The 19,865-nt window shown below is 43.1% G+C and carries 23 protein-coding genes and 5 pseudogenes; 23 read left to right on the forward strand and 5 right to left on the reverse strand.

Annotated elements, in window-relative coordinates:
* Nucleotides 1-68 precede the first annotated feature (68 nt).
* Complete coding sequence (locus RS881_RS31870; RefSeq protein WP_315814446.1) at nucleotides 69-548, forward strand: hypothetical protein; 480 nt, start codon at nucleotides 69-71, stop codon at nucleotides 546-548.
* 329 nt (nucleotides 549-877) lie between these two features.
* Here RS881_RS31870 and RS881_RS31875 read toward each other — a convergent pair whose 3' ends face one another.
* The 3 genes from RS881_RS31875 to RS881_RS31885 all read right to left on the reverse strand — a co-directional run bounded on the left by RS881_RS31875 (nucleotide 878) and on the right by RS881_RS31885 (nucleotide 4,129).
* Nucleotides 878-1,558 (reverse strand): hypothetical protein, encoded by a 681-nt coding sequence (locus RS881_RS31875; RefSeq protein ID WP_350339972.1) that lies wholly within the window; start codon nucleotides 1,556-1,558, stop codon nucleotides 878-880.
* On the reverse strand, nucleotides 1,495-2,019 hold the full coding sequence (locus RS881_RS31880; protein ID WP_315814448.1) for a Gfo/Idh/MocA family protein: 525 nt from the start codon (nucleotides 2,017-2,019) through the stop codon (nucleotides 1,495-1,497). Before RS881_RS31880 ends, RS881_RS31875 begins: the two co-directional genes overlap by 64 nt.
* A 763-nt stretch (nucleotides 2,020-2,782) precedes the next feature.
* Nucleotides 2,783-4,129 (reverse strand): Gfo/Idh/MocA family protein, encoded by a 1,347-nt coding sequence (locus RS881_RS31885; protein WP_315814449.1) that lies wholly within the window; start codon nucleotides 4,127-4,129, stop codon nucleotides 2,783-2,785.
* Nucleotides 4,130-4,430: 301 nt separating this feature from the next.
* Between RS881_RS31885 and RS881_RS31890 the strand changes: the two genes are divergently transcribed.
* The 22 genes and pseudogenes from RS881_RS31890 to tnpB (RS881_RS31985) all read left to right on the forward strand — a co-directional run bounded on the left by RS881_RS31890 (nucleotide 4,431) and on the right by tnpB (RS881_RS31985) (nucleotide 18,104).
* Nucleotides 4,431-4,616 carry a hypothetical protein gene (locus RS881_RS31890; protein WP_315814450.1) on the forward strand — a complete coding sequence of 62 codons (186 nt, stop codon included), beginning with the start codon at nucleotides 4,431-4,433 and terminating at the stop codon, nucleotides 4,614-4,616.
* Between the two features lie 25 nt (nucleotides 4,617-4,641).
* Nucleotides 4,642-5,145 carry a methylated-DNA--[protein]-cysteine S-methyltransferase gene (locus RS881_RS31895; protein ID WP_315814451.1) on the forward strand — a complete coding sequence of 168 codons (504 nt, stop codon included), beginning with the start codon at nucleotides 4,642-4,644 and terminating at the stop codon, nucleotides 5,143-5,145.
* Between the two features lie 17 nt (nucleotides 5,146-5,162).
* The gene (locus RS881_RS31900) at nucleotides 5,163-5,690 is read left to right on the forward strand and encodes an O-acetyl-ADP-ribose deacetylase (RefSeq protein WP_315814452.1); all 528 of its coding nucleotides are present in this window, start codon (nucleotides 5,163-5,165) and stop codon (nucleotides 5,688-5,690) included.
* Between the two features lie 178 nt (nucleotides 5,691-5,868).
* The gene (locus tag RS881_RS31905) at nucleotides 5,869-6,309 is read left to right on the forward strand and encodes an alcohol dehydrogenase catalytic domain-containing protein (RefSeq protein WP_315814453.1); all 441 of its coding nucleotides are present in this window, start codon (nucleotides 5,869-5,871) and stop codon (nucleotides 6,307-6,309) included.
* 26 nt (nucleotides 6,310-6,335) lie between these two features.
* A complete protein-coding gene (locus RS881_RS31910; RefSeq protein ID WP_315824672.1) occupies nucleotides 6,336-6,770 on the forward strand; it encodes an MDR/zinc-dependent alcohol dehydrogenase-like family protein in 435 nt (144 codons plus the stop codon).
* A 1-nt stretch (nucleotide 6,771) separates the two neighbouring features.
* Entirely contained in the window at nucleotides 6,772-7,188 is a 417-nt protein-coding gene (locus tag RS881_RS31915) for an FAD-binding oxidoreductase (protein ID WP_315814454.1), read from the forward strand.
* A gap of 7 nt (nucleotides 7,189-7,195) precedes the next feature.
* Nucleotides 7,196-7,858, forward strand: a complete 663-nt coding sequence (locus RS881_RS31920) for a 2Fe-2S iron-sulfur cluster-binding protein (RefSeq protein WP_315814455.1) — start codon at nucleotides 7,196-7,198, stop codon at nucleotides 7,856-7,858.
* Between the two features lie 349 nt (nucleotides 7,859-8,207).
* The gene (locus RS881_RS31925; protein WP_425476380.1) at nucleotides 8,208-9,446 is read left to right on the forward strand and encodes an IS701 family transposase; all 1,239 of its coding nucleotides are present in this window, start codon (nucleotides 8,208-8,210) and stop codon (nucleotides 9,444-9,446) included.
* Between the two features lie 51 nt (nucleotides 9,447-9,497).
* Nucleotides 9,498-9,752, forward strand: a complete 255-nt coding sequence (locus tag RS881_RS60195) for a helix-turn-helix domain-containing protein (protein ID WP_350339973.1) — start codon at nucleotides 9,498-9,500, stop codon at nucleotides 9,750-9,752.
* Nucleotides 9,740-10,075, forward strand: a complete 336-nt coding sequence (locus tag RS881_RS31930) for a helix-turn-helix transcriptional regulator (protein ID WP_315814457.1) — start codon at nucleotides 9,740-9,742, stop codon at nucleotides 10,073-10,075. The genes RS881_RS60195 and RS881_RS31930 overlap by 13 nt, the downstream gene beginning before the upstream one ends.
* Nucleotides 10,076-10,329: 254 nt before the next feature.
* Nucleotides 10,330-10,644, forward strand: a complete 315-nt coding sequence (locus RS881_RS60200; protein WP_350339974.1) for a MauE/DoxX family redox-associated membrane protein — start codon at nucleotides 10,330-10,332, stop codon at nucleotides 10,642-10,644.
* A gap of 788 nt (nucleotides 10,645-11,432) precedes the next feature.
* Complete coding sequence (locus RS881_RS31935; RefSeq protein ID WP_315814458.1) at nucleotides 11,433-12,215, forward strand: hypothetical protein; 783 nt, start codon at nucleotides 11,433-11,435, stop codon at nucleotides 12,213-12,215.
* 277 nt (nucleotides 12,216-12,492) lie between these two features.
* On the forward strand, nucleotides 12,493-12,993 hold the full coding sequence (locus RS881_RS31940; protein WP_315814459.1) for a peroxiredoxin family protein: 501 nt from the start codon (nucleotides 12,493-12,495) through the stop codon (nucleotides 12,991-12,993).
* Between the two features lie 111 nt (nucleotides 12,994-13,104).
* A complete protein-coding gene (locus tag RS881_RS31945; RefSeq protein WP_315814460.1) occupies nucleotides 13,105-13,326 on the forward strand; it encodes a hypothetical protein in 222 nt (73 codons plus the stop codon).
* A gap of 743 nt (nucleotides 13,327-14,069) precedes the next feature.
* On the forward strand, nucleotides 14,070-14,387 hold the full coding sequence (gene tnpA, locus RS881_RS31950) for an IS66 family insertion sequence element accessory protein TnpA (RefSeq protein ID WP_315814461.1): 318 nt from the start codon (nucleotides 14,070-14,072) through the stop codon (nucleotides 14,385-14,387).
* 3 nt (nucleotides 14,388-14,390) lie between these two features.
* Nucleotides 14,391-14,773 (forward strand): annotated as a pseudogene (tnpB, locus tag RS881_RS60205) (IS66 family insertion sequence element accessory protein TnpB).
* Nucleotides 14,774-15,006: 233 nt separating this feature from the next.
* Nucleotides 15,007-16,388: pseudogene (tnpC, locus tag RS881_RS31960) on the forward strand (IS66 family transposase); the annotation flags it as partial.
* Nucleotides 16,389-16,535: a transposase domain-containing protein gene (locus tag RS881_RS31965; RefSeq protein ID WP_315824673.1), complete on the forward strand. Its 147-nt coding sequence runs from the start codon at nucleotides 16,389-16,391 to the stop codon at nucleotides 16,533-16,535. It begins immediately after the preceding pseudogene.
* Between the two features lie 194 nt (nucleotides 16,536-16,729).
* A pseudogene (gene tnpB / locus RS881_RS60210) lies at nucleotides 16,730-17,082 on the forward strand (IS66 family insertion sequence element accessory protein TnpB).
* A 205-nt stretch (nucleotides 17,083-17,287) separates the two neighbouring features.
* The gene (locus RS881_RS31975; RefSeq protein ID WP_315814463.1) at nucleotides 17,288-17,422 is read left to right on the forward strand and encodes a hypothetical protein; all 135 of its coding nucleotides are present in this window, start codon (nucleotides 17,288-17,290) and stop codon (nucleotides 17,420-17,422) included.
* 54 nt (nucleotides 17,423-17,476) lie between these two features.
* Nucleotides 17,477-17,785 carry an IS66 family insertion sequence element accessory protein TnpA gene (tnpA, locus tag RS881_RS31980; RefSeq protein WP_315814464.1) on the forward strand — a complete coding sequence of 103 codons (309 nt, stop codon included), beginning with the start codon at nucleotides 17,477-17,479 and terminating at the stop codon, nucleotides 17,783-17,785.
* Between the two features lie 11 nt (nucleotides 17,786-17,796).
* Nucleotides 17,797-18,104 (forward strand): annotated as a pseudogene (gene tnpB, locus RS881_RS31985) (IS66 family insertion sequence element accessory protein TnpB).
* A gap of 31 nt (nucleotides 18,105-18,135) precedes the next feature.
* Here tnpB (RS881_RS31985) and RS881_RS60215 read toward each other — a convergent pair.
* Nucleotides 18,136-18,285, reverse strand: a complete 150-nt coding sequence (locus RS881_RS60215) for a transposase domain-containing protein (RefSeq protein ID WP_350340266.1) — start codon at nucleotides 18,283-18,285, stop codon at nucleotides 18,136-18,138.
* Nucleotides 18,283-19,721 (reverse strand): annotated as a pseudogene (tnpC, locus tag RS881_RS31995) (IS66 family transposase); the annotation flags it as partial. The gene RS881_RS60215 and the pseudogene tnpC (RS881_RS31995), both read right to left, overlap by 3 nt.
* Between the last annotated feature and the right edge of the window lie 144 nt (nucleotides 19,722-19,865).

Here is a 19,865-nt window from a genome sequence, read left to right on the forward strand (position 1 = left end):
CTCTACGACGCAAACGAAAGGTGTCACCTCCCGAAAACAACTATTCAAGAAACATTCAATAATGTACAATGAAAAAACTCCAAACACTCGCTTGCTTACTGGTACTGGCCCTCGCCTATGCTCCTTGCCAGGCACAATTAAAAGGATTCGGAATAGGGCCTTATGTGGAAACCGGTGTGCCGGTGGGCGATCTTTCCGACACCCATAATTCGGGTTGGGGAGCGGGTCTGGCTGCCATTATCAATTTACCGGTAAAGTTGGCCGTTACCGGTTCAGTAGGCTACATGCAGTTCAACGGCAAATCCAGCATACCCAAGCTGAAAGCCGTGCCTGTTCGTGTAGGCTTGATGTTCCGGGGTCTGCCCATCGTTTATTTTAAGGTGGAAGCCGGTGCCGCCAATTATACAGGAGGTGGCGGATCGGCCTTTCTGGTGGCGCCCGGCATCGGCATACGCTTACTGAAATTTGATATCCAGGGTAAATACGAAGCCTGGATCAAAAGCGGCACCAATAGCTTCTTTGGGTTGAAAGCCGGTTATTATTTTTGATATAATATCTGTTGCCTATCCCTGGTCAGTAAAGCCCAGCGCTTTCATTACCTCGGCTTTATACTGCCTGCCAATGGGCAACTCCTGGCTGCCGAATAACTGCCTCATCTGCTTCCGGTTCGTCAGACCGGAGATTTACCGCTGGCTACCTTCAGATTCCTCCTCGCGGAGGATACCCTTGCCCTGAGTTAACGCTTCCCACTATCAAGGTTCGTTCGGGACTTGCACCCTACAGTTTGCGCCGGTGCCGGGCGCACATAAAAAGGAGACACTTGTTTCCAGGCATCTCCTCTTATGTGAAACCGGTAATACCGGTTTGAAATAACTAATTACAATGACAGGCTATAGCCATCGCGGTATTCGCGTTTTACAAACTGGTTGGCTTCATCAAAGTTGGTGATCTTCATGTTCTTCGCATCCCACAGCAGGCGTTTTCTGCCAAGGTATTTATCATCCCATCCCTTACCATTGGGGTTCTTCATCAGGAAGCTGCGAATAGCCAGGTTGGAAATGAGGATACTTTCAGTGAAAGGACCTGCAAAGGAGAAGGGAGAACTGGTCTCACCTTTGCCATAACCGGCAATACAAGCATTTACCCATTGTACATAGTGCCCTTCGGGTACACGCTTGATGGTTTCCTTCGGCATTGTTTTCTCCTTCATCAGGATGGTAGGGAGCAAACGGGGGTTGGCGCCATAACAATCGCACATGATCTTGCCCTTGGTACCTTCGAAGATGGTTCCACCATCCCAGTTACCCATGGGTTCATCAGGCAATAATTCATCGGGGCGTTGTGGCAACAGGCCGCCATCATGCCAGGATACTTTGATATTGCCTTTACCATCTTTCCTTGGATAGTTAAGGTGTACGATAGTAGAAGGAGGGCAGCTATCGGGATTGGCCGAATCATTCCACATTTCTTTCCATACAGTAGCTACGCTACATTCTACGCTGGAAGGGAAATCAATAGGTAATATGCGGTATACGGGGTCCATGATATGGCAGGCCATATCACCCAGGGAACCGGTACCGAAAGCCCACCAACCGCGCCAGTTAAATGGCAGGTAGGCAGGATTGAAATCGATCTTTTAGCTGGTCCTAGCCAGAGGTCCCAGTTCAGTTCGGAAGGCACATCAAACTGGCCTGTTGGTGTAGGAACACCCTGTGGCCATACCGGACGGTTGGTCCAGCAATGTACCGTATGTACTTCGCCGATCATACCAGCATCTACAATCTCTTTCATCTTGCGCACACCATCGCCTGAACCTCCCTGGTTACCCATTTGTGTAACCACTTTGTATTTCTTAGCGGCCTCGGTGAGCACACGTGCTTCATAAATATCATGTGTCATCGGCTTCTGACAATACACGTGTTTACCCAGTTGCATGGCTGCCAGGGCAGCTACTGCGTGGGTATTATCGGGTGTGGATACAGAAACGGCATCAATATTTTTGGCTTCCTTAGCCAGCATTTCGCGGAAATCCTTGTAGTAATTGGCCTTGGAAAAACGTTCGCGGGATTTTTAGCCTGGCGATCATCTACATCGCACAAGGCTACGATATTGGCATTGGGGCTCTTGGCAAACTCTGCCAGGTCGCTTTGTCCTTTACCCCCACACCAATACCGGCAATATTGAGTTTATCACTGGGGGCTATAAAACCTTTTCCCAGTACATGGCGCGGTACGATAAAAACCCAGCCGCCGCCAGGGAACTGTTACGGATAAAATCACGGCGAGAGGGTTTAGTCGTTTGCTTTTTTTCATGATGACAAACTTGATTTTAGGTTAATATGTTTACAATAGCAGTAATATAACGATTTAGCACCCAAATTAAGGAGAACTGGCCATTCTCCGAAATTAAAAATGCGGGAAGGTGAAAATTTGATAATTTGAAAATGAAGCCCTCCTGGCAGTACCTCATTTTGTTGTTTTTAAATGAAAACACAGGCAAACGACCTGTCAATACAAAAACTGCCTGTATGTGAAAGACCTGGCTGTTAATTATGCCCTGCAAATTAACCCAACCAGGCCTTACTATTTTCAAATTATTACTATGTGTTCTGCAAAGCAGCTTCAACACAATATCTAATTTCCGGATTCGCTGTTGTTTAGTTAAGAAAACTTTTGCCAGTTACAAAGGTGGGCCACTTTGCAGCACTGCATCAGCCGGGCGGCAGCCAGACTCACTGTAAAGGTGCGACAAGCTTAAACGACCTTGTTTCCGGACTGTCTGATTAAAGCTCCAGTTTCCAGTTGCCACGATATTGACGCTTTATAAACTGGTTGGCGGGCTCAAAGTTGGTAACCTTCATATTCTCGCCGTCCCAAAGCAGTTTTTTGCGGCCGGGGAATTTCTTGTTGCCCTTGCTGTCTGTTTCGCTGTAATAGAAACTGCGGATGCCCAGGTTGCCCATGAGTACCGTTTCCGTAAGCGGGCCCGCCATTTCAAAAGGTGAGCTGGTATAAGCACCATGCCCTTTTTTGCAGGCATCCGTCCATTGCGTTTGGTGCCCTTCGGGACCACGAACAACATAAGGCCTGTCCGGCTTGGGCAGTTTGGCGCCTTTGAACTTAGCGTCGGGCAATAACCGGGCATGCTCACCAAATATGCCGGCCAGTATCTTGCCTTTGGTGCCTTCAAAGAGAATACCGCCACTGTCTTCTCCAAAGGGTTCATCGGCTCCTAATTCATCCGGACGGCGGGGCATAATACCACCATCATACCATACCATTTCTACCGGCACCATTTTGCCCCGGGCAGGGAACATGATATGGGATTTGGAAGAAGGCGGATAACTATCGGTATTAAATGCTTCCTGGAAAAATCCGGTCCATACACGGGTTACACTTGAATCCACTGAAATAGGATAGCGCAGTTTCAGAGCCCGGTAAGGCACATCAATGAAATGGCAACCCATATCTCCCAATGACCCTGTACCGAAATCGGTCCAGCCTCTCCAGATAGCAGGAATATAAGCCGGGTTGAATTCGCGGAATGGTGCAGTGCCCAACCAAAGCTCCCAATCTACTTCGGCCGGTACAGCAAACTGCCCTTTGGGCGTAGGGATACCCTGAGGCCAGGTAGGACGGTTGGTCCATACATGCACCGTATGCACATCACCAATCACCCCATTTTGTACCCAGGATTCTACATTGCGGGTACCATCACTACTACTACCCTGGTTGCCCATCTGCGTCACGACCTTGTATTTTTGAGCTGCCTGCGTCAGTGTGCGGGCTTCATAAATATCATGCGTCAATGGTTTCTCAACATATATGTGCTTGCCCAATTGCATACAGGGCAAGGCCATTACCGCATGCATGTGATCAGGCGTACTGATCATGACTGCATCGATTGATTTTCCTTCCTTGTCCAGCATTTCACGGAAATCGCGGTAATAAGAGGCCTTGGGATGCTTCTTGCGGGAATCTACAGCCTGCCGGTCATCCACATCACACAAACTCACTATATTTTCTGCCCCATTATTATAGGCCAGGGAAATGTTCACAGAGCCCTTCCCTCCTGCCCCTACAGCTGCTATATTCAGCTTATCACTGGGCGCGATATAACCTTTACCCAATACATGACGGGGTACAATAAAAAGCCGGCTGCAGCCAGCGAAGAATTACGGAGAAATTTTCGACGGGACGATGATTGCTTACTTTTCATATTGCAAATGAATGGTTGAGTGAATAGAATGCCTGTTTTACTATTTTTGAATAAACATATTTTATCTATGACGATTTCCTGGGACGACTTTGAAAAGATCGACATCCGTGTTGGAACAATTCTGGAAGTTAACGATTTTCCAAAAGCGAAAAACCAGCTTACCAAATTACAATCGATTTCGGTGAATTGGGAATTAAAAATCATCCGCACAAGTGACAGCTGTCTACAGCAAAGATGAGTTGATGGGCAAACAAGTGGTAGCCATCGTCAATTTTCCGCCTAAACAGATTGCTAATTTCTACAGTGAATGCCTGGTGCTGGGCGTATATACTGATAAAAAAGATGTAGTTTTATTACAACCCGAAAGAAAGGTCTCCAACGGATGGAAAATAGGATAGACCATTCCGGGTGTAGGGAGTAGCTATGTCAACCCACTTTACAACATATTATCAATCGCCGGTAGGTCTGTTGCGCCTTTCCGGTACTGATCAATACCTCAGTGAAGTACATTTTATGAATGAGGAGGAAGCAGCCGCCCGGCCTACCCCCACCACTCCCCTGCCTCCCATGGCCATACAAGCCACCGAACAATTGATACAATATTTTCATGGCAACCGCAGGGTATTTGAATTGCCCCTGTATCAAAAGGGCACTGGCTTTCAGGAGAAAGTATGGAATGAACTGATCAATATTCCTTTTGGGAAAACCATCAGCTACCAGGAACTGTCGCGCCGCCTGGGTGATCCCAAGTCCATCCGGGCCGCCGGTATGGCCAATGGTAAAAACCATATCGCCATCATTGTTCCCTGCCACCGGGTAATAGGCGCCAAGGGCGACCTGGTTGGTTTTGGTGGTGGACTGGCCCGGAAAAAATGGTTGCTGACGCATGAGAATAAAGTAGCAAATGGTGTGCAAACGCTGTTTTGAGTTTACCTTCACTTCCTATGTCAACAAAGCTCACCATACTTCAAGGCGACATTACCAGGATCAATGCCGATGCCATCGTCAATGCGGCCAATAGCTCTTTATTAGGCGGCGGTGGTGTGGATGGCGCTATCCATCGTGCAGGAGGGCCTGCCATCCTGGAAGCTTGTGTACAGATCAGAAATAAACAAGGTGGTTGTAAGCCGGGAGAAGCGGTGATCACTACTGCGGGCAAATTACCTGCCCGGTTTGTTATTCATACCGTAGGCCCTGTTTGGCAAGGCGGTAACAAGCGGGAACGGGAATTGCTATCTAACTGCTACCGGAATGTATTAAACCTGGCAGTTGAACATGGTATTAAAACCCTGGCCTTTCCCAATATCAGCACCGGCATATACCGGTTCCCAAAAGAAGCAGCAGCCTCTTTGGCCCTGGCTACTGTGCGCGAATTTGTGGCCAACCATCCCCATCAGTTGGATGAGATCAGTTTTGTTTGTTTTGATGAGGAGAATTATAAGCTGTACCAACAGGGATTGGCGAATGGCTAATGATAAGCGGCCATTTCTCTTATTAAGATTGATTGACTTACTTTACAACGGAAACCAATAAACAGCGAACGCACAACTATATGCCATTTAAAGCACTATGGATAACAGAAACCACTGATGGAAAGTTTGAACGGAATATCATTGAGCGGAGCATTGACGACCTGCCCCTGGCGAAATAGTGATCAGGGTACTCTATTCTGCACTGAATTACAAGGATGCCCTTTCAGCAACCGGCAATAAAGGTATTACCCGCAAGTATCCGCACACGCCTGGAATTGACGCAGCAGGCATTGTAGAGATCAGCCGTAATGAACTATTTGCTACCGGCGATGAAGTGATCATTACCGGATACGACCTGGGAATGAATACCTGCGGCGGTTTTGCCGAATTTATCCGTGTGCCGGCAGCCTGGGTTGTCCGCAAACCCGAAGGTTATACCCTGAAGGAATGTATGATATTGGGAACCGCCGGTGTTACAGCCGCCCTGGCACTGCACAAAATGGAATTGCTGGGTATAAACCCCGAACAAGGCCCCGTAGTAGTAACAGGCTCCACAGGCGGTGTAGGCAGTATGGCCGTGGCCTTACTGGCCAAATCGGCTATGAAGTCATTGCAGTAACCGGTAAAAGCCATGCGCATGAATACCTGCAATTCCTAGGCGCTGCTAGAATAGAAGGTCGTGAATTGGTAAATGATACTACTGGTAAAGCCCTGCTGCGCCCTCAATGGGCAGGCGCTATAGATACAGTAGGCGGCAATACCTTACTCACCTTATTAAAAGCCTGCAAGCCCGATGGAGCCGTAGTTAGTACCGGCCTGGTATCATCACCCAAGCTTGATGCTACCGTATACCCCTTTATCCTGAATGGCGTGAGCCTGCTGGGAGTAGGATCGGCCGAAACACCCATGACCACCCGCCTGCTGATATGGGATAAGTTAGGAGATGTTTGGAATATCAAGGATAAACTCAATGCCATCGCCAAAGAAGTTACCCTGGAAGAGATCAACCTCACCTATATTGATGCCATCCTGCAAGGCAAGATCATGGGCCGGGTGGTTGTAAAAATTGCCGATAAATAATATGGACCTGTTTCAATGGAAAGTGATACGGGTTATACCCGAAGCAAGGAACACCATCAGTTATGTATTGCAGGAAACCAGCGGTCAGCCTGTAATATATGAGGCAGGACAATTTCTAACCTTCCTGTTTGATTACCACGGTCAGGAAATAAGGCGCTCTTATTCCCTGGGCAGTACACCGGGTATTGACCAACAACCGTTCATCACTGTGAAGAAGAAAGAGAACGGTGCCATATCCCGTTATATCCTCGACCATTGGACCGAAGGCACTCTTATTAATAGCCTCCCACCCGCTGGCATGTTTACGTTGCCTACACCTACCAGCCAGGCCAGGCACCTGTTTTTCTGGCGGCCGGCAGTGGCATCGTACCCATATTTGCCTTGCTTAAAAACTATTGCATACCGAACCACAGAGTAGGGCCATCTTGATCTACCAAAACCATGATGAGCAAAATATCGTTTATCATGAGGCTATTCAGCAACTAAAAGAACAATACCCTGACCGGCTTATACGCATTGACCTGCTTAGTCATCCTATATTGCCCGATCTTCCGCATCAGCGATTGAACAATGGCCTCCTGGAGACCCTCCTCAATAACCTGCTGCCACCCTCTACCAATACGCGGAAACCAGTACCTGGAAACCACGACAACCAACTATCCGAAAACAGCCAGTGCTGGTTCTATACCTGCGGCCCTGCTTCCTTCATGCGCATGGTACAGTTTACCTTGCGCGTAATGGGAGTGGAGGAAGCCTATATCCGCAAAGAAAATTTCACCGTAGAAACCGTGCCGCCGCCTGCTTTTACCCTCGACCCCGCACCCCGTACCGTGTTGGTAAAGCAGGGAGAGAAGAGTTATAAATTTAACGTTTCCTATCCAGCCACTATCCTGCAGGCCGCCCTTGACCAACAGATCAAACTACCTTATAGCTGCAAAGGCGGCCGCTGTTCGGCCTGTAGCGCTCATTGCAGCAGCGGTACCGTAAAAATGAATATGAATGAGGTACTAACGGAGCAAGACCTCGAAAAGGGCCTTATTCTCACCTGTGTGGGCTATGCCGTGACTGACCTGGTATTGGAGCTGTAAACAAAAAACATCGCCACGCGTTATACAATGTCAAAAGCGGTAATGCCCAACCTGTTGAAGCGGGTTTTGGCCATACAAGGGAAAACATAACAGCCAATCAATAGGTTACACAATAGTTACTGCCTTTTTGCAAACAAGTCAAGGAAAGCTATTTGGAATTAGTAAAAACAGTCATTGAAATAGTATAAGAGGAATTAGTGCGCGTAAATTGCGTGAGCAAAAAAGAATAGCCCTTTCTCATGGAAAAAGCAAGGGCTATTTAAAAACAAAAAATTAAATATGAGTCGAAGATACAGGATGTCTCGCTCATAGGTAATCGTTTCGGTTCTTTTTTAAGGAGTATGAAGATCTGTTCAGATCAAAGACTCGATCAGTAGGAGCAACTGCGTCCGTTTATTGTACCGGCTTAATGATCACCCACCGGCGTAACTGTCAGGCGATGGCGCAGGAAATGGATGGCGTTAATGATCAACGTCTTCACCACTTGCTCACGCAGGCAAAGTGGGAAGCCAGTGGGGTTATGGACAGGATCACGGTTGATTTTTATCGCCATCTCCAAAGCTATCATCCCGATGAGGACATTGCCCTGTTGCTGGATGAGAGTTCTTTCCCAAAGAAGGGTAACCAATCAGCTGGTGTAAACAGGCAATATTGTGGCCAAAGAGGGAAAATAGATAATTGTCAGGTAGGCGTTTTTGCTGCACTGAATGGTGGTTCCATGGTTAATCTTGTTCAGGCAGCTTTATATCAGCCAGATCAAAACATCAGTAAGATAGACCACGCCAGGGATATCATAAGTCATGTTACCACAGATCTGCAGATACCTGTCCAATGGGTTGGTTTTGATGCCTTTTACGGTAGGGATACATCCTTCCTGAGTGCCCTGGCAGAAACAGGGCAGGAATTTATCGCAGATGTTCCAGGTAACATCCATGTATGGCTGAGTTGTTTTGAAATGGAGATACCCGGCAAACTGCCAGGCAAAGGCAGAAAGCCAACCCGGCTAAAACCCACTACAGCATCCATTTTGATCCGGGACTATTGTTCATCGTTGAGAAGAAAGGACTGGCAAAAGCTGACGATACGCTATCAAAGTAAAGGAAAGCTAAAAGCAAAGTTCCATCGAAAAGATGTATATGTATTGAATCCATTGACAAGCCAGGCAATGAAGTTAATTCTGCTTGTCAGAAAGGATAAGGATGGAACGATCAAATACAGCCTTTGCCATGCTCCTAAATATGTGCGTACCCGGGTGCTGGCATACCGCCAATGTAAAAGGTATTTTATTGAACAGGCATTCAGGGATACCAAGAAAGAACTGGGCCTCAATGAATACCAGACCCGAAGTGAAGTTGGATGGCTCAGGCACATGGCACTATGTATGTTAGCTCAATTGTTTATTAACACAGAGAAGCTGCGCCAAAAAGTCCGACATCACTTAAAGCTTACCACAGGAGAGATCGTAAGATGTATCAAAATGAAAGTCTTATTCCCTGATAGCTATTCAGAAAAGGTTTTTTCTATTATCCGTTGGAAACAGCCATTCCGTAAAAGCACCCTCGATAACTTGTTCTATTTAAGAATGTGACAAAGTAGAGTTAAGCTAAAGCTGGGTTTTAAGTGGGTTCACGGGCAAACGGTGTATGGATTGTTAGAATCAGAACGTTTAAAACTAGCCTTGCGGTTACTAAACACGACGAACGATTTGGAGATCTTAGTTAGCAAGAAATGCGGGTACAATTACCCCGCCAATTTCGTGGCCGCTTTCAAAAGACATTTCAAAACTACACCGGCGCAATACAATAGATTAGGCAAACAGCCTGCCGCAAAACAGGCAAGAATGCTTCAGTTAACTAAGGGAGATATTCAAAAGTGCAGAAAGTGGCAGAGGTGATTAAAATATCACTCAAAATACATCTCCCTATTAAGGTGCTCGCCAAGGCCCATGGCATATCGCAGTCGAAATTGATGCTTGGCTTTAAACAGCAATTTGGCAGCGGGGTATATCATTACCTTCGATTGTTGAGAATGGAAAAAGCCAGGGAGTTAATGTTAAATGAATTGCCTATCACACAGATTTTACGGGAAATTGGGTATGAGCATGAGAGCAACTTTAACATTGCGTTCAAAAGGTATATAATCAAACGCCCGCGTTTTGGAAAGCCTCCATACTGCCACCCGACTCAAAAAAGGCCCCAGAAAAATATTACCAAATGAATTATAAAGGGGCCGGATTGCATTAATTGCACATCCTATTTTTACTTTCAGATACAACGGAACAAAAGGCTAACACAAATTCAAACAGCTTTTTAAAAACTTTTTACCCCGACAAGTTATATTCACTTTAGTTATTATCGTTAACATTCGAAACTGAACGTGCTTTACGACATTCCCAAATCCAGGAGGCTGGTAGTACATAAATTACGCGAATCAATTCAGTCCCCGGATTCATTTAAAAATCTATCGGGCATATGAAAAGGATACAGATAGTAAACATTATCGAGGTACTTTTTATCATCCTGTTTTTATATACGGCAATAAGCAAACTAAACGAGTACGACTTATTTAATGAGGAAATTGCGATTTCTTCGTTTTTAGCCCCTATCGCAAGTTTTATTACACCTTTAATACCGCTGCTTGAATTTATTACCGTTATATTATTAATTGCCCCACGTTGGCGGTTGAAAGGTCTATATTTCTCTACAGGGCTAATGATTGTATTCAGCGTATACCTAGTAGGCTTAATTCTATCTACTGATGGAATTCCTTGTAGCTGTGGGGAGTGATTGGTAATCTCTCCCAAAAGCAACATATAGTATTCAATTTGGTGTTTATAGGATTAGGAATTGTAGGGATCATTATCGAAAAGAAAATACGGAAGGAAATAGAAGAACAATGGAGCCTGGTAGGCAAGCAAAAGTCACAAATCCAATACCCTCCTTTAAATGGGAGTTAAAATGGAGTTCGGCTGCGCAGAGCATGACGGACAAAAAGATTAGCATGCTCGGAGACCAAATACTTTGACTACGGTCAGCAAAGCAAATATGTAAATAATAAAAGTATTGCAGATGCAACAAAGTTTATCGAATACTGTATCGTTCAAGAATTTCCTAACTAATGATAAAAGGAGCAAAATCATCCTATGGATCACATTAGCTGCAATTCTAATTCAACTTTCCATCTTTAAGTACTTTTATCCGTTCGCTAGCTATATACATGGAGATTCATTTGTGTATATAAATGCTGCTGCTAAGAACTTGTCAATTAATACATATCCAATTGGTTATTCAAAATTTTTAAGATTAGTTAGTGTTTTTTCTTCTTCTGACACTTTCCTTGTTTGCCTTCAGTATATACTTCTGCAGTTTAGTTTATTATTTCTATTCTTTAGTATACTCTATTTATTTGCAATAAAAACAATTTAACCAAGATTGGTTTATACATAATTCTATTGCTAAACCCAATTAGTCTGTATGTAGCTAACCTTGTATCAAGTGATTGCTTATTCCTATCAATCAGTATTCTTTGGTTTGCATTAATGCTGTGGTTTATAATTAAAAAGCTAAGATGGGCAATGATTGTATTAATTCCAGTTTTATCTATTGCCTTTATGGTTCGATATAATGCGTTAATCTATCCACTTATATCGCTAATTGCAATTTTGCTAACTAGAAATAGTGTTAAACGTAAAATAAACTATATAGTAATTATGTTCTTTCCAATTGGGTTATTTGTTCTATTTACAATGTATCAGTACAAGCAAGAAACGGAAATATGGCAGTTTTCCCCGTTTAGTGGCTGGCAATTGGCTAATAATGCGATGTACGCTTATAAATTTGTTGATAGTGCGTCTAGAAAGCCAGTTCTTCCAAAGTTTAGAAACCTTGATAATATGATTAGAAGGCATTTTGATACGACTCGAGATGCTAAGAAACATCCTGAAGAATTGTCATTAGCAAGTACAATGTATATGTGGACAAGGCATCAACCGTTGTTCAAGTATAGGGATTCCATTTTTAGGTCAGATACAATATCTTCTGAATTCAGGAAATGGGCTTCGATGGGCCCTTTCTATGCAGAGTATGGCAAGCATATTATTAGAAAATATCCGATGTATTATTTTAAATATTTCATTGTCCCAAATTCTATAAGATATTACTCTCTGCCATTGGAATATTTGAGCTACTACAATGAGGGGAAAGATTATGTACAAAATAGCGCAAAGGAATGGTTCAACTATAAATCGAATAAAGTATTCGCAAGAACAAAGACAGTAGAATCAAATCTTATAATTTATTACCCAGTTTACACAGGAATTATGAATGCGCTTTTTCTCTTTTTATTTATTTCCTTTTGACACTAAAAGTATATCCAGAGGAAGTTTTACTTAAGAAAGCCATATTTCTAGTTTTTTTCATTTGGCTTATAAATGCCTGTTTTACTATCTCTGTGTCCTCGGCGGCTTTAAGATTTCAGGTATTTCCAGTTATTCTTATTAGTTCATTTTCAATTATTTTGATGGACATTATTTATAGCTCATTAGTCGAATCAAGCAATAAAAACTAGAAAGTGAGGCCAACTTACCAATTATTGGCTATTGAATCTGTGCTGTAATAATTTAAAAAACTTAAGTTATGAAACACTTCATTGTAGTCTTAGCCATCTTTTTGATTTCCTCTTGCGAAAGCAAAGATCCTGTTTTACTTGAAAACAATAATATCGTGCCTAATGTAAAATTGAAATCGATTACAGATGGCACTATTGTTCAGGTAAACGAGGTTAGTAAAGGTCGTGAGCTGATATTGTTTCTTTTCGACCCTGATTGCCCCTTTTGTAACAAGCAAATTGTTGAGATACTTGATAATATAGAAAGGTTAAAGCAATTTCAGATATGTCTTATAACTAATGCTGATCCAGAGAAAACTAAAAATTTCTATACATCTTATAGTTTAGATGAATATTCAAACATTGACGTGCTATTAGACCAAGATAATAGGGTTGCTACGCACTACAATATCCCTGGAGTTCCGTATATCCTGGTTTACGACAAAAAAATGGATTTTCGGAAAAAAATAATTGGAAAAGAAAAATTGAAAACATACTCAACTAAAGGTATTTATTTTTTGAGTTGTTAATAAGTTATCCGGATTCTTCTTTATAGGTCAATCGCCTATCCTTAGAGAAGATTAAAAATTAGGCGAATTAAACTTTATAAAATTTAGCTTTTTAGTAAAAAGCACAAATTTATGAAAAGAGTAAAATTGATGTTAGCCGCTATCGTAATGCTGGTAACAGTAAGCGGATCTCTTGCATTTAAGGCAAAGGATTACGGTCTGATTAAATTTTATACTACAGTTCCATCAGGTACCGTCTGTAATGTAGAAACGCTTTTGACTTCTAACACTCCTGATGGCTTTTTTCAGTTAAAGCTTATACTACAATCACTAGCGATGCTCAATTTTGCATAGTTAGGAAACTTACTAGTGTTGAACCATAGTAGTTGAGTTTTTCCCAATTTCTTAGTTTATTAGGTCGTCCCAGTTAATTTGGGACGACCTTCTATGCTATTTGGTGAAAAGCCTATACAAAGAAACTGTTGGTAAATGTTGTTATGCCGTTCGGCTATGAAACATAGCACACAATTTTCTGCAGTATTTCTGTCTTGTCGCTTCTAGATTCTGATTCTATTTCAAATAATAGTTTGTAAATTCCGCTGATGGTAACCCCTCATTCCGGGCATGATACCCCCTGCAAGAAGGCCCAAAAGAGAAAGAGCTATTTTGAAGATTTCAAAGATATGATTTGGGGGATAAGGACTATTATTTTTTCTTTCTGCGTGATTCTCCTTTTAATTCAATTCGATGGCATCTGGCTGTCAGTGTACCTCCGAGTAGCTAAAAATTAAGATATTATAAAAAGTTTACTTTTTGGGCTTATCAAAAATGTAAACGTATGGAACAAAAGCAATCAAGTGGCTTATCGAAGGAGCAAAAATGTTCGCGTTGATAGCTGAACATGAAGCCAGTTCGATGACAGTAAAAGTTTTTGTGAGTTGTATGATCTTTCACCTGGTACATATCACTACTGGCAGAAGAAATATCACGCCCGGTTGGAAGATAAGCCGATGGAGAATCAAAGTGTACCTCCGAGTAGCTAAAAATTAAGATATTATAAAAAGTTTACTTTTTGGGCTTATCAAAAATGTAAACGTATGGAACAAAAGCAATCAAGTGGCTTATCGAAGGAGCAAAAAATGTTCGCGTTGATAGCTGAACATGAAGCCAGTTCGATGACAGTAAAAGATTTTTGTGAGTTGTATGATCTTTCACCTGGTACATATCACTACTGGCAGAAGAAATATCACGCCCGGTTGGAAGATAAGCCGATGGAGAATCAAAGTAGTTTCACTTTGCTAACAGTGACAGGGCAGCAAGAGGTTTCCATTTCCCAGGATCTCTTTGCGGAATACCGGGGCATCCGTTTTTACCGGGAGCCATCTGTGAGTTTTTTAAAAGCTTTAATCAGTTAACTTATGTTACAGATCAACAACGGCACCCATTACTGGTTGTATCATAAGTGGGCGGATGTAAGGAAGAGTTTTGACGGTTTGAGCGGGCTTGTTACCAACGAACTGGGAATGGAAATTCAGACGGGTGATGTATTTATCTTTTGAACAAACGGCAAACGCACCTGAAGGCGTTAGAATGGGAAGGGGATGGTTTTAGCTTATACTATAAGCGATTAGAGGAAGGTACCTTTGAGTTACCGGCAGGTATTATGGAAGGCACTCACAGTAGTATTACGGCTAAACAATTAAGTATGATCTTACAGGGCGTTTCTTTGAAGAAAGCGTTTTTCGAAAGCGGTACATCGGTACGATGTAATCCTTATGGATCATGGGTTGAATATATTTGACGTTGCCATCGAAAAAATGGCAACGTTTTTTATTTTAAGAAAAACAGGCCGGGTTATCCACATTTTTGGTGCTGTTTTTTAAAATCATTTTTGAATGCGGGTTTATCCACGCATCGGCTGTATAACTTTCGGTTATACGATATAGCTTAAATGCATAGCCGGGCTATCTTTGTATAATGTCAGCAGCAGCAGAAAATATAGATTACAAAGCGCTCTATGAGCAACTGCTTCCAATGCTGCAACTACAGCAACAAAATAATGGACAATTACCACAAAACAACCAGGAGCTATTACAAAGCAATAAAGAATTACGCGATCAGGTAACGCAGCTTCAATATCAATTGTATCAACTAACGAAGTTACTGGGTGGTTTTAAGACTGAGAAGTTTGTTCCTTCCCCTTTACAGCAACAGCAGGAATTAGGCCTTTCCTTTGAGCAGGGGTATAAAGCAACCAACCTTGCTGATGTTCAAAAGATAAGTTACGTAAAGCAAAAACAGGTTCAACGGGAAAACGGGTTAGCCAATGCCTTTCCGGATCATCTACGGGTGGAAGAGACCGTGATAGAGCCTCCGGAAGATGTGAGCGGATGCGAGAAGGTGGGAGAAGAAGTAAAGGAACAGCTTGGCTGGAAGCCGGGAGAAATATTTCTCCAACGTACTATTATCCCTCAGTATAAATGCTCTGTAGCAGAACGGCCTGATCAGCATCGTATAGTGCAGGCGCATCTTCCAGAGCAAGCCTTGTCTAAGAGCATTGCCACGCCGGAGTTGTTAGCACAGATCATTATAGATAAGTTTATAGATCATAAACCGCTGAATCGTCAGTTGGACTGCTTCAAGAGAAGTAATGTCACCATTGCTTATTCAACCATTACCGATTGGGTACGGCAGGTTGCGAACGTGGTAGCGCCACTGGGCCATCTGCACCTGCATGAGATGTACCAATATGATTATTGGCATGGTGATGAAACAACCATACAGGTTCTGGACAGGAATAAGAAGAAAGATACCCACCAGGGGTATTACTGGACGTACTTAACGCATAACGGGCAACTGATCTACTTTGATTATCATCGGGGAGGGATACATTGGCAGCCAAACATATCTTACAACATTTTAAGGGTCACTTGCAGGTAGATGGTTATGATGTCTATGAAGAGTTGGACATCAAAGGAATACATGTGTTCTTTTGTATGGCCCATGCCCGTCGTCATTTTTATGAGGCGAAAGGCAATGATAAAGTTCGGGCAGAATATGCTTTGACCGAGATAGCGAAGCTTTATAAGATCGAGGAGCAATGTAGAGAAGAGCAGCTCAACCCGGACCAGATCAAAGTGCGGCGGACAGAACAATCTGTGCCTATTTTAAAAGAACTGGGAGAGTGGATGAAGCAGGAGTATGTAAAGCTAAAACCGAAAAGCCCTATAGCACAGGCTATAGCTTACAGCATCAAACGCTGGGACGGCTTAAGTCTCTATGCCTCTACTAATCATTTGCATATTGATAATAATCCCATAGAGCGCTGTATGAAAAACCTGGCTGTCGGACGCAAAAACTACCTGTTCTGTGGCTCGCATGAAGCGGCCAAAAGAGCAGGCCTCTTATACTCGCTGCTGGTTACCTGCAAACTTAATACCGTAAACCCTTATGAGTGGCTCCGCGAAGTGCTTAGTCATAACATCAACGAGATGACTACCGCGCAACTCAGGAAACTCTTACCCCACCAGTGGAAAAAAACACAAGCCATCACTAAGGCTTAAAGCAAAATTAGGCAACTAAACAATACGATTTTTAGGCTACTCGGAGACACACGAATCAAAGTAGTTTCACTTTGCTAACAGTGACAGGGCAGCAAGAGGTTTCCATTTCCCAGGATCTCTTTGCGGAATACCGGGGCATCCGTTTTTACCGGGAGCCATCTGTGAGTTTTTTAAAAGCTTTAATCAGTTAACTTATGTTACAGATCAACAACGGCACCCATTACTGGTTGTATCATAAGTGGGCGGATGTAAGGAAGAGTTTTGACGGTTTGAGCGGGCTTGTTACCAACGAACTGGGAATGGAAATTCAGACGGGTGATGTATTTATCTTTTGAACAAACGGCAAACGCACCTGAAGGCGTTAGAATGGGAAGGGGATGGTTTTAGCTTATACTATAAGCGATTAGAGGAAGGTACCTTTGAGTTACCGGCAGGTATTATGGAAGGCACTCACAGTAGTATTACGGCTAAACAATTAAGTATGATCTTACAGGGCGTTTCTTTGAAGAAAGCGTTTTTTCGAAAGCGGTACATCGGTACGATGTAATCCTTATGGATCATGGGTTGAATATATTTGACGTTGCCATCGAAAAATGGCAACGTTTTTTATTTTAAGAAAAACAGGCCGGGTTATCCACATTTTTGGTGCTGTTTTTAAAATCATTTTTGAATGCGGGTTTATCCACGCATCGGCTGTATAACTTTCGGTTATACGATATAGCTTAAATGCATAGCCGGGCTATCTTTGTATAATGTCAGCAGCAGCAGAAAATATAGATTACAAAGCGCTCTATGAGCAACTGCTTCCAATGCTGCAACTACAGCAACAAAATAATGGACAATTACCACAAAACAACCAGGAGCTATGTGTACCTCCGAGGAGTTAAAAACTAAGGCGTCGAAAAATGTTTACTTTTTGGGTTTATCAAAAAAGTAAACAAATGGAACAGAAACAAGTAAATGGGTTATCGAAGGAGCAAAAGATGTTTGCACTGATAGCCGAACATGAGGCCAGTACAATGACAGTAAAAGATTTTTGTGAGTTATACGATCTGTCGGTTGGGAGGTATTACTACTGGCAAAAGAAATATCACGCCCGGTTAGAAGATAAGCCGATAGTGAACCAAAGTAGTTTCACTTTGCTTAACGTGACGGAGTCGCAAGAAGTTTCCAGTGCCCAGGATCTCTTTGCGGAATACCGAGGTATCCGTTTTTACCAGGAGCCATCTGTAAGTTTTTTAAAGCTCTAATCAGTTAACTCATGTTACAGATTAACAACAGCACCCATTACTGGCTGTATCACAAGTGGGCGGATGTAAGGAAGAGTTTTGACGGTTTGAGCGGGCTTGTCACCAACGAACTGGGAATGGAAATGCAGACAGGTGATGTATTTATTTTTTGAATAAACGGCAAACACATCTGAAGGCATTAGAATGGGAAGGGGATGGTTTTAGCTTATACTATAAGCGATTAGAGGAAGGGACCTTTGAGTTACCGGCAGGTATTATGGAAGGCACTCACAGTAGTATTACAGTGTGTCTCCGAGTAGTGTGTCTCCGAGTAGCCTAAAAATCGTATTGTTTAGTTGCCTAATTTTGCTTTAAGCCGTAGTGATGGCTTGTGTTTTTTTCCACTGGTGGGGTAAGAGTTTCCTGAGTTGCCCGGTAGTCATCTCGTTGATGTTATGACTAAGCACTTCGCGGAGCCACTCATAAGGGTTTACGGTATTAAGTTTGCAGGTAACCAGCAGCGAGTATAAGAGGCCTGCTCTTTTGGCCGCTTCATGCGAGCCACAGAACAGGTAGTTTTTGCGTCCGACAGCCAGGTTTTTCATACAGCGCTCTATGGGATTATTATCAATATGCAAATGATTAGTAGAGGCATAGAGACTTAAGCCGTCCCAGCGTTTGATGCTGTAAGCTATAGCCTGTGCTATAGGGCTTTTCGGTTTTAGCTTTACATACTCCTGCTTCATCCACTCTCCCAGTTCTTTTAAAATAGGCACAGATTGTTCTGTCCGCCGCACTTTGATCTGGTCCGGGTTGAGCTGCTCTTCTCTACATTGCTCCTCGATCTTATAAAGCTTCGCTATCTCGGTCAAAGCATATTCTGCCCGAACTTTATCATTGCCTTTCGCCTCATAAAAATGACGGCGGGCATGGGCCATACAAAAGAACACATGTATTCCTTTGATGTCCAACTCTTCATAGACATCATAACCATCTACCTGCAAGTGACCCTTAAAATGTTGTAAGATATGTTTGGCTGCCAATGTATCCCTCCCCGATGATAATCAAAGTAGATCAGTTGCCCGTTATGCGTTAAGTACGTCCAGTAATACCCCTGGTGGGTATCTTTCTTCTTATTCCTGTCCAGAACCTGTATGGTTGTTTCATCACCATGCCAATAATCATATTGGTACATCTCATGCAGGTGCAGATGGCCCAGTGGCGCTACCACGTTCGCAACCTGCCGTACCCAATCGGTAATGGTTGAATAAGCAATGGTGACATTACTTCTCTTGAAGCAGTCCAACTGACGATTCAGCGGTTTATGATCTATAAACTTATCTATAATGATCTGTGCTAACAACTCCGGCGTGGCAATGCTCTTAGACAAGGCTTGCTCTGGAAGATGCGCCTGCACTATACGATGCTGATCAGGCCGTTCTGCTACAGAGCATTTATACTGAGGGATAATAGTACGTTGGAGAAATATTTCTCCCGGCTTCCAGCCAAGCTGTTCCTTTACTTCTTCTCCCACCTTCTCGCATCCGCTCACATCTTCCGGAGGCTCTATCACGGTCTCTTCCACCCGTAGATGATCCGGAAAGGCATTGGCTAACCCGTTTTCCCGTTGAACCTGTTTTTGCTTTACGTAACTTATCTTTTGAACATCAGCAAGGTTGGTTGCTTTATACCCCTGCTCAAAGGAAAGGCCTAATTCCTGCTGTTGCTGTAAAGGGGAAGGAACAAACTTCTCAGTCTTAAAACCACCCAGTAACTTCGTTAGTTGATACAATTGATATTGAAGCTGCGTTACCTGATCGCGTAATTCTTTATTGCTTTGTAATAGCTCCTGGTTGTTTTGTGGTAATTGTCCATTATTTTGTTGCTGTAGTTGCAGCATTGGAAGCAGTTGCTCATAGAGCGCTTTGTAATCTATATTTTCTGCTGCTGCTGACATTATACAAAGATAGCCCGGCTATGCATTTAAGCTATATCGTATAACCGAAAGTTATACAGCCGATGCGTGGATAAACCCGCATTCAAAAATGATTTTAAAAACAGCACCAAAAAATGTGGATAACCCGGCCTGTTTTTCTTAAAA

The sequence above is a fragment of the Paraflavitalea speifideaquila genome (genome assembly GCF_032395985.1).
GTDB lineage: Bacteria > Bacteroidota > Bacteroidia > Chitinophagales > Chitinophagaceae > Paraflavitalea > Paraflavitalea speifideaquila.

Bases quoted from the DNA above. Each gene is read 5' to 3' on its own strand.
- RS881_RS60200 (WP_350339974.1), top strand. From the start codon at position 10,330: ATGAAAAGGATACAGATAGTAAACATTATCGAGGTACTTTTTATCATC.
- RS881_RS31975 (WP_315814463.1), top strand. From the start codon at position 17,288: ATGTCAGCAGCAGCAGAAAATATAGATTACAAAGCGCTCTATGAGCAA.
- tnpA (WP_315814464.1), top strand. From the start codon at position 17,477: ATGGAACAGAAACAAGTAAATGGGTTATCGAAGGAGCAAAAGATGTTT.
- RS881_RS31940 (WP_315814459.1), top strand. From the start codon at position 12,493: ATGAAACACTTCATTGTAGTCTTAGCCATCTTTTTGATTTCCTCTTGC.
- RS881_RS31880 (WP_315814448.1), bottom strand. From the start codon at position 2,019: ATGCTGGCTAAGGAAGCCAAAAATATTGATGCCGTTTCTGTATCCACA.
- RS881_RS31915 (WP_315814454.1), top strand. From the start codon at position 6,772: ATGGACCTGTTTCAATGGAAAGTGATACGGGTTATACCCGAAGCAAGG.
- RS881_RS31935 (WP_315814458.1), top strand. From the start codon at position 11,433: ATGATTGTATTAATTCCAGTTTTATCTATTGCCTTTATGGTTCGATAT.
- RS881_RS31870 (WP_315814446.1), top strand. From the start codon at position 69: ATGAAAAAACTCCAAACACTCGCTTGCTTACTGGTACTGGCCCTCGCC.
- RS881_RS31875 (WP_350339972.1), bottom strand. From the start codon at position 1,558: ATGGCCTGCCATATCATGGACCCCGTATACCGCATATTACCTATTGAT.
- RS881_RS31900 (WP_315814452.1), top strand. From the start codon at position 5,163: ATGTCAACAAAGCTCACCATACTTCAAGGCGACATTACCAGGATCAAT.
- RS881_RS31895 (WP_315814451.1), top strand. From the start codon at position 4,642: ATGTCAACCCACTTTACAACATATTATCAATCGCCGGTAGGTCTGTTG.
- RS881_RS31945 (WP_315814460.1), top strand. From the start codon at position 13,105: ATGAAAAGAGTAAAATTGATGTTAGCCGCTATCGTAATGCTGGTAACA.
- tnpA (WP_315814461.1), top strand. From the start codon at position 14,070: ATGGAACAAAAGCAATCAAGTGGCTTATCGAAGGAGCAAAAAATGTTC.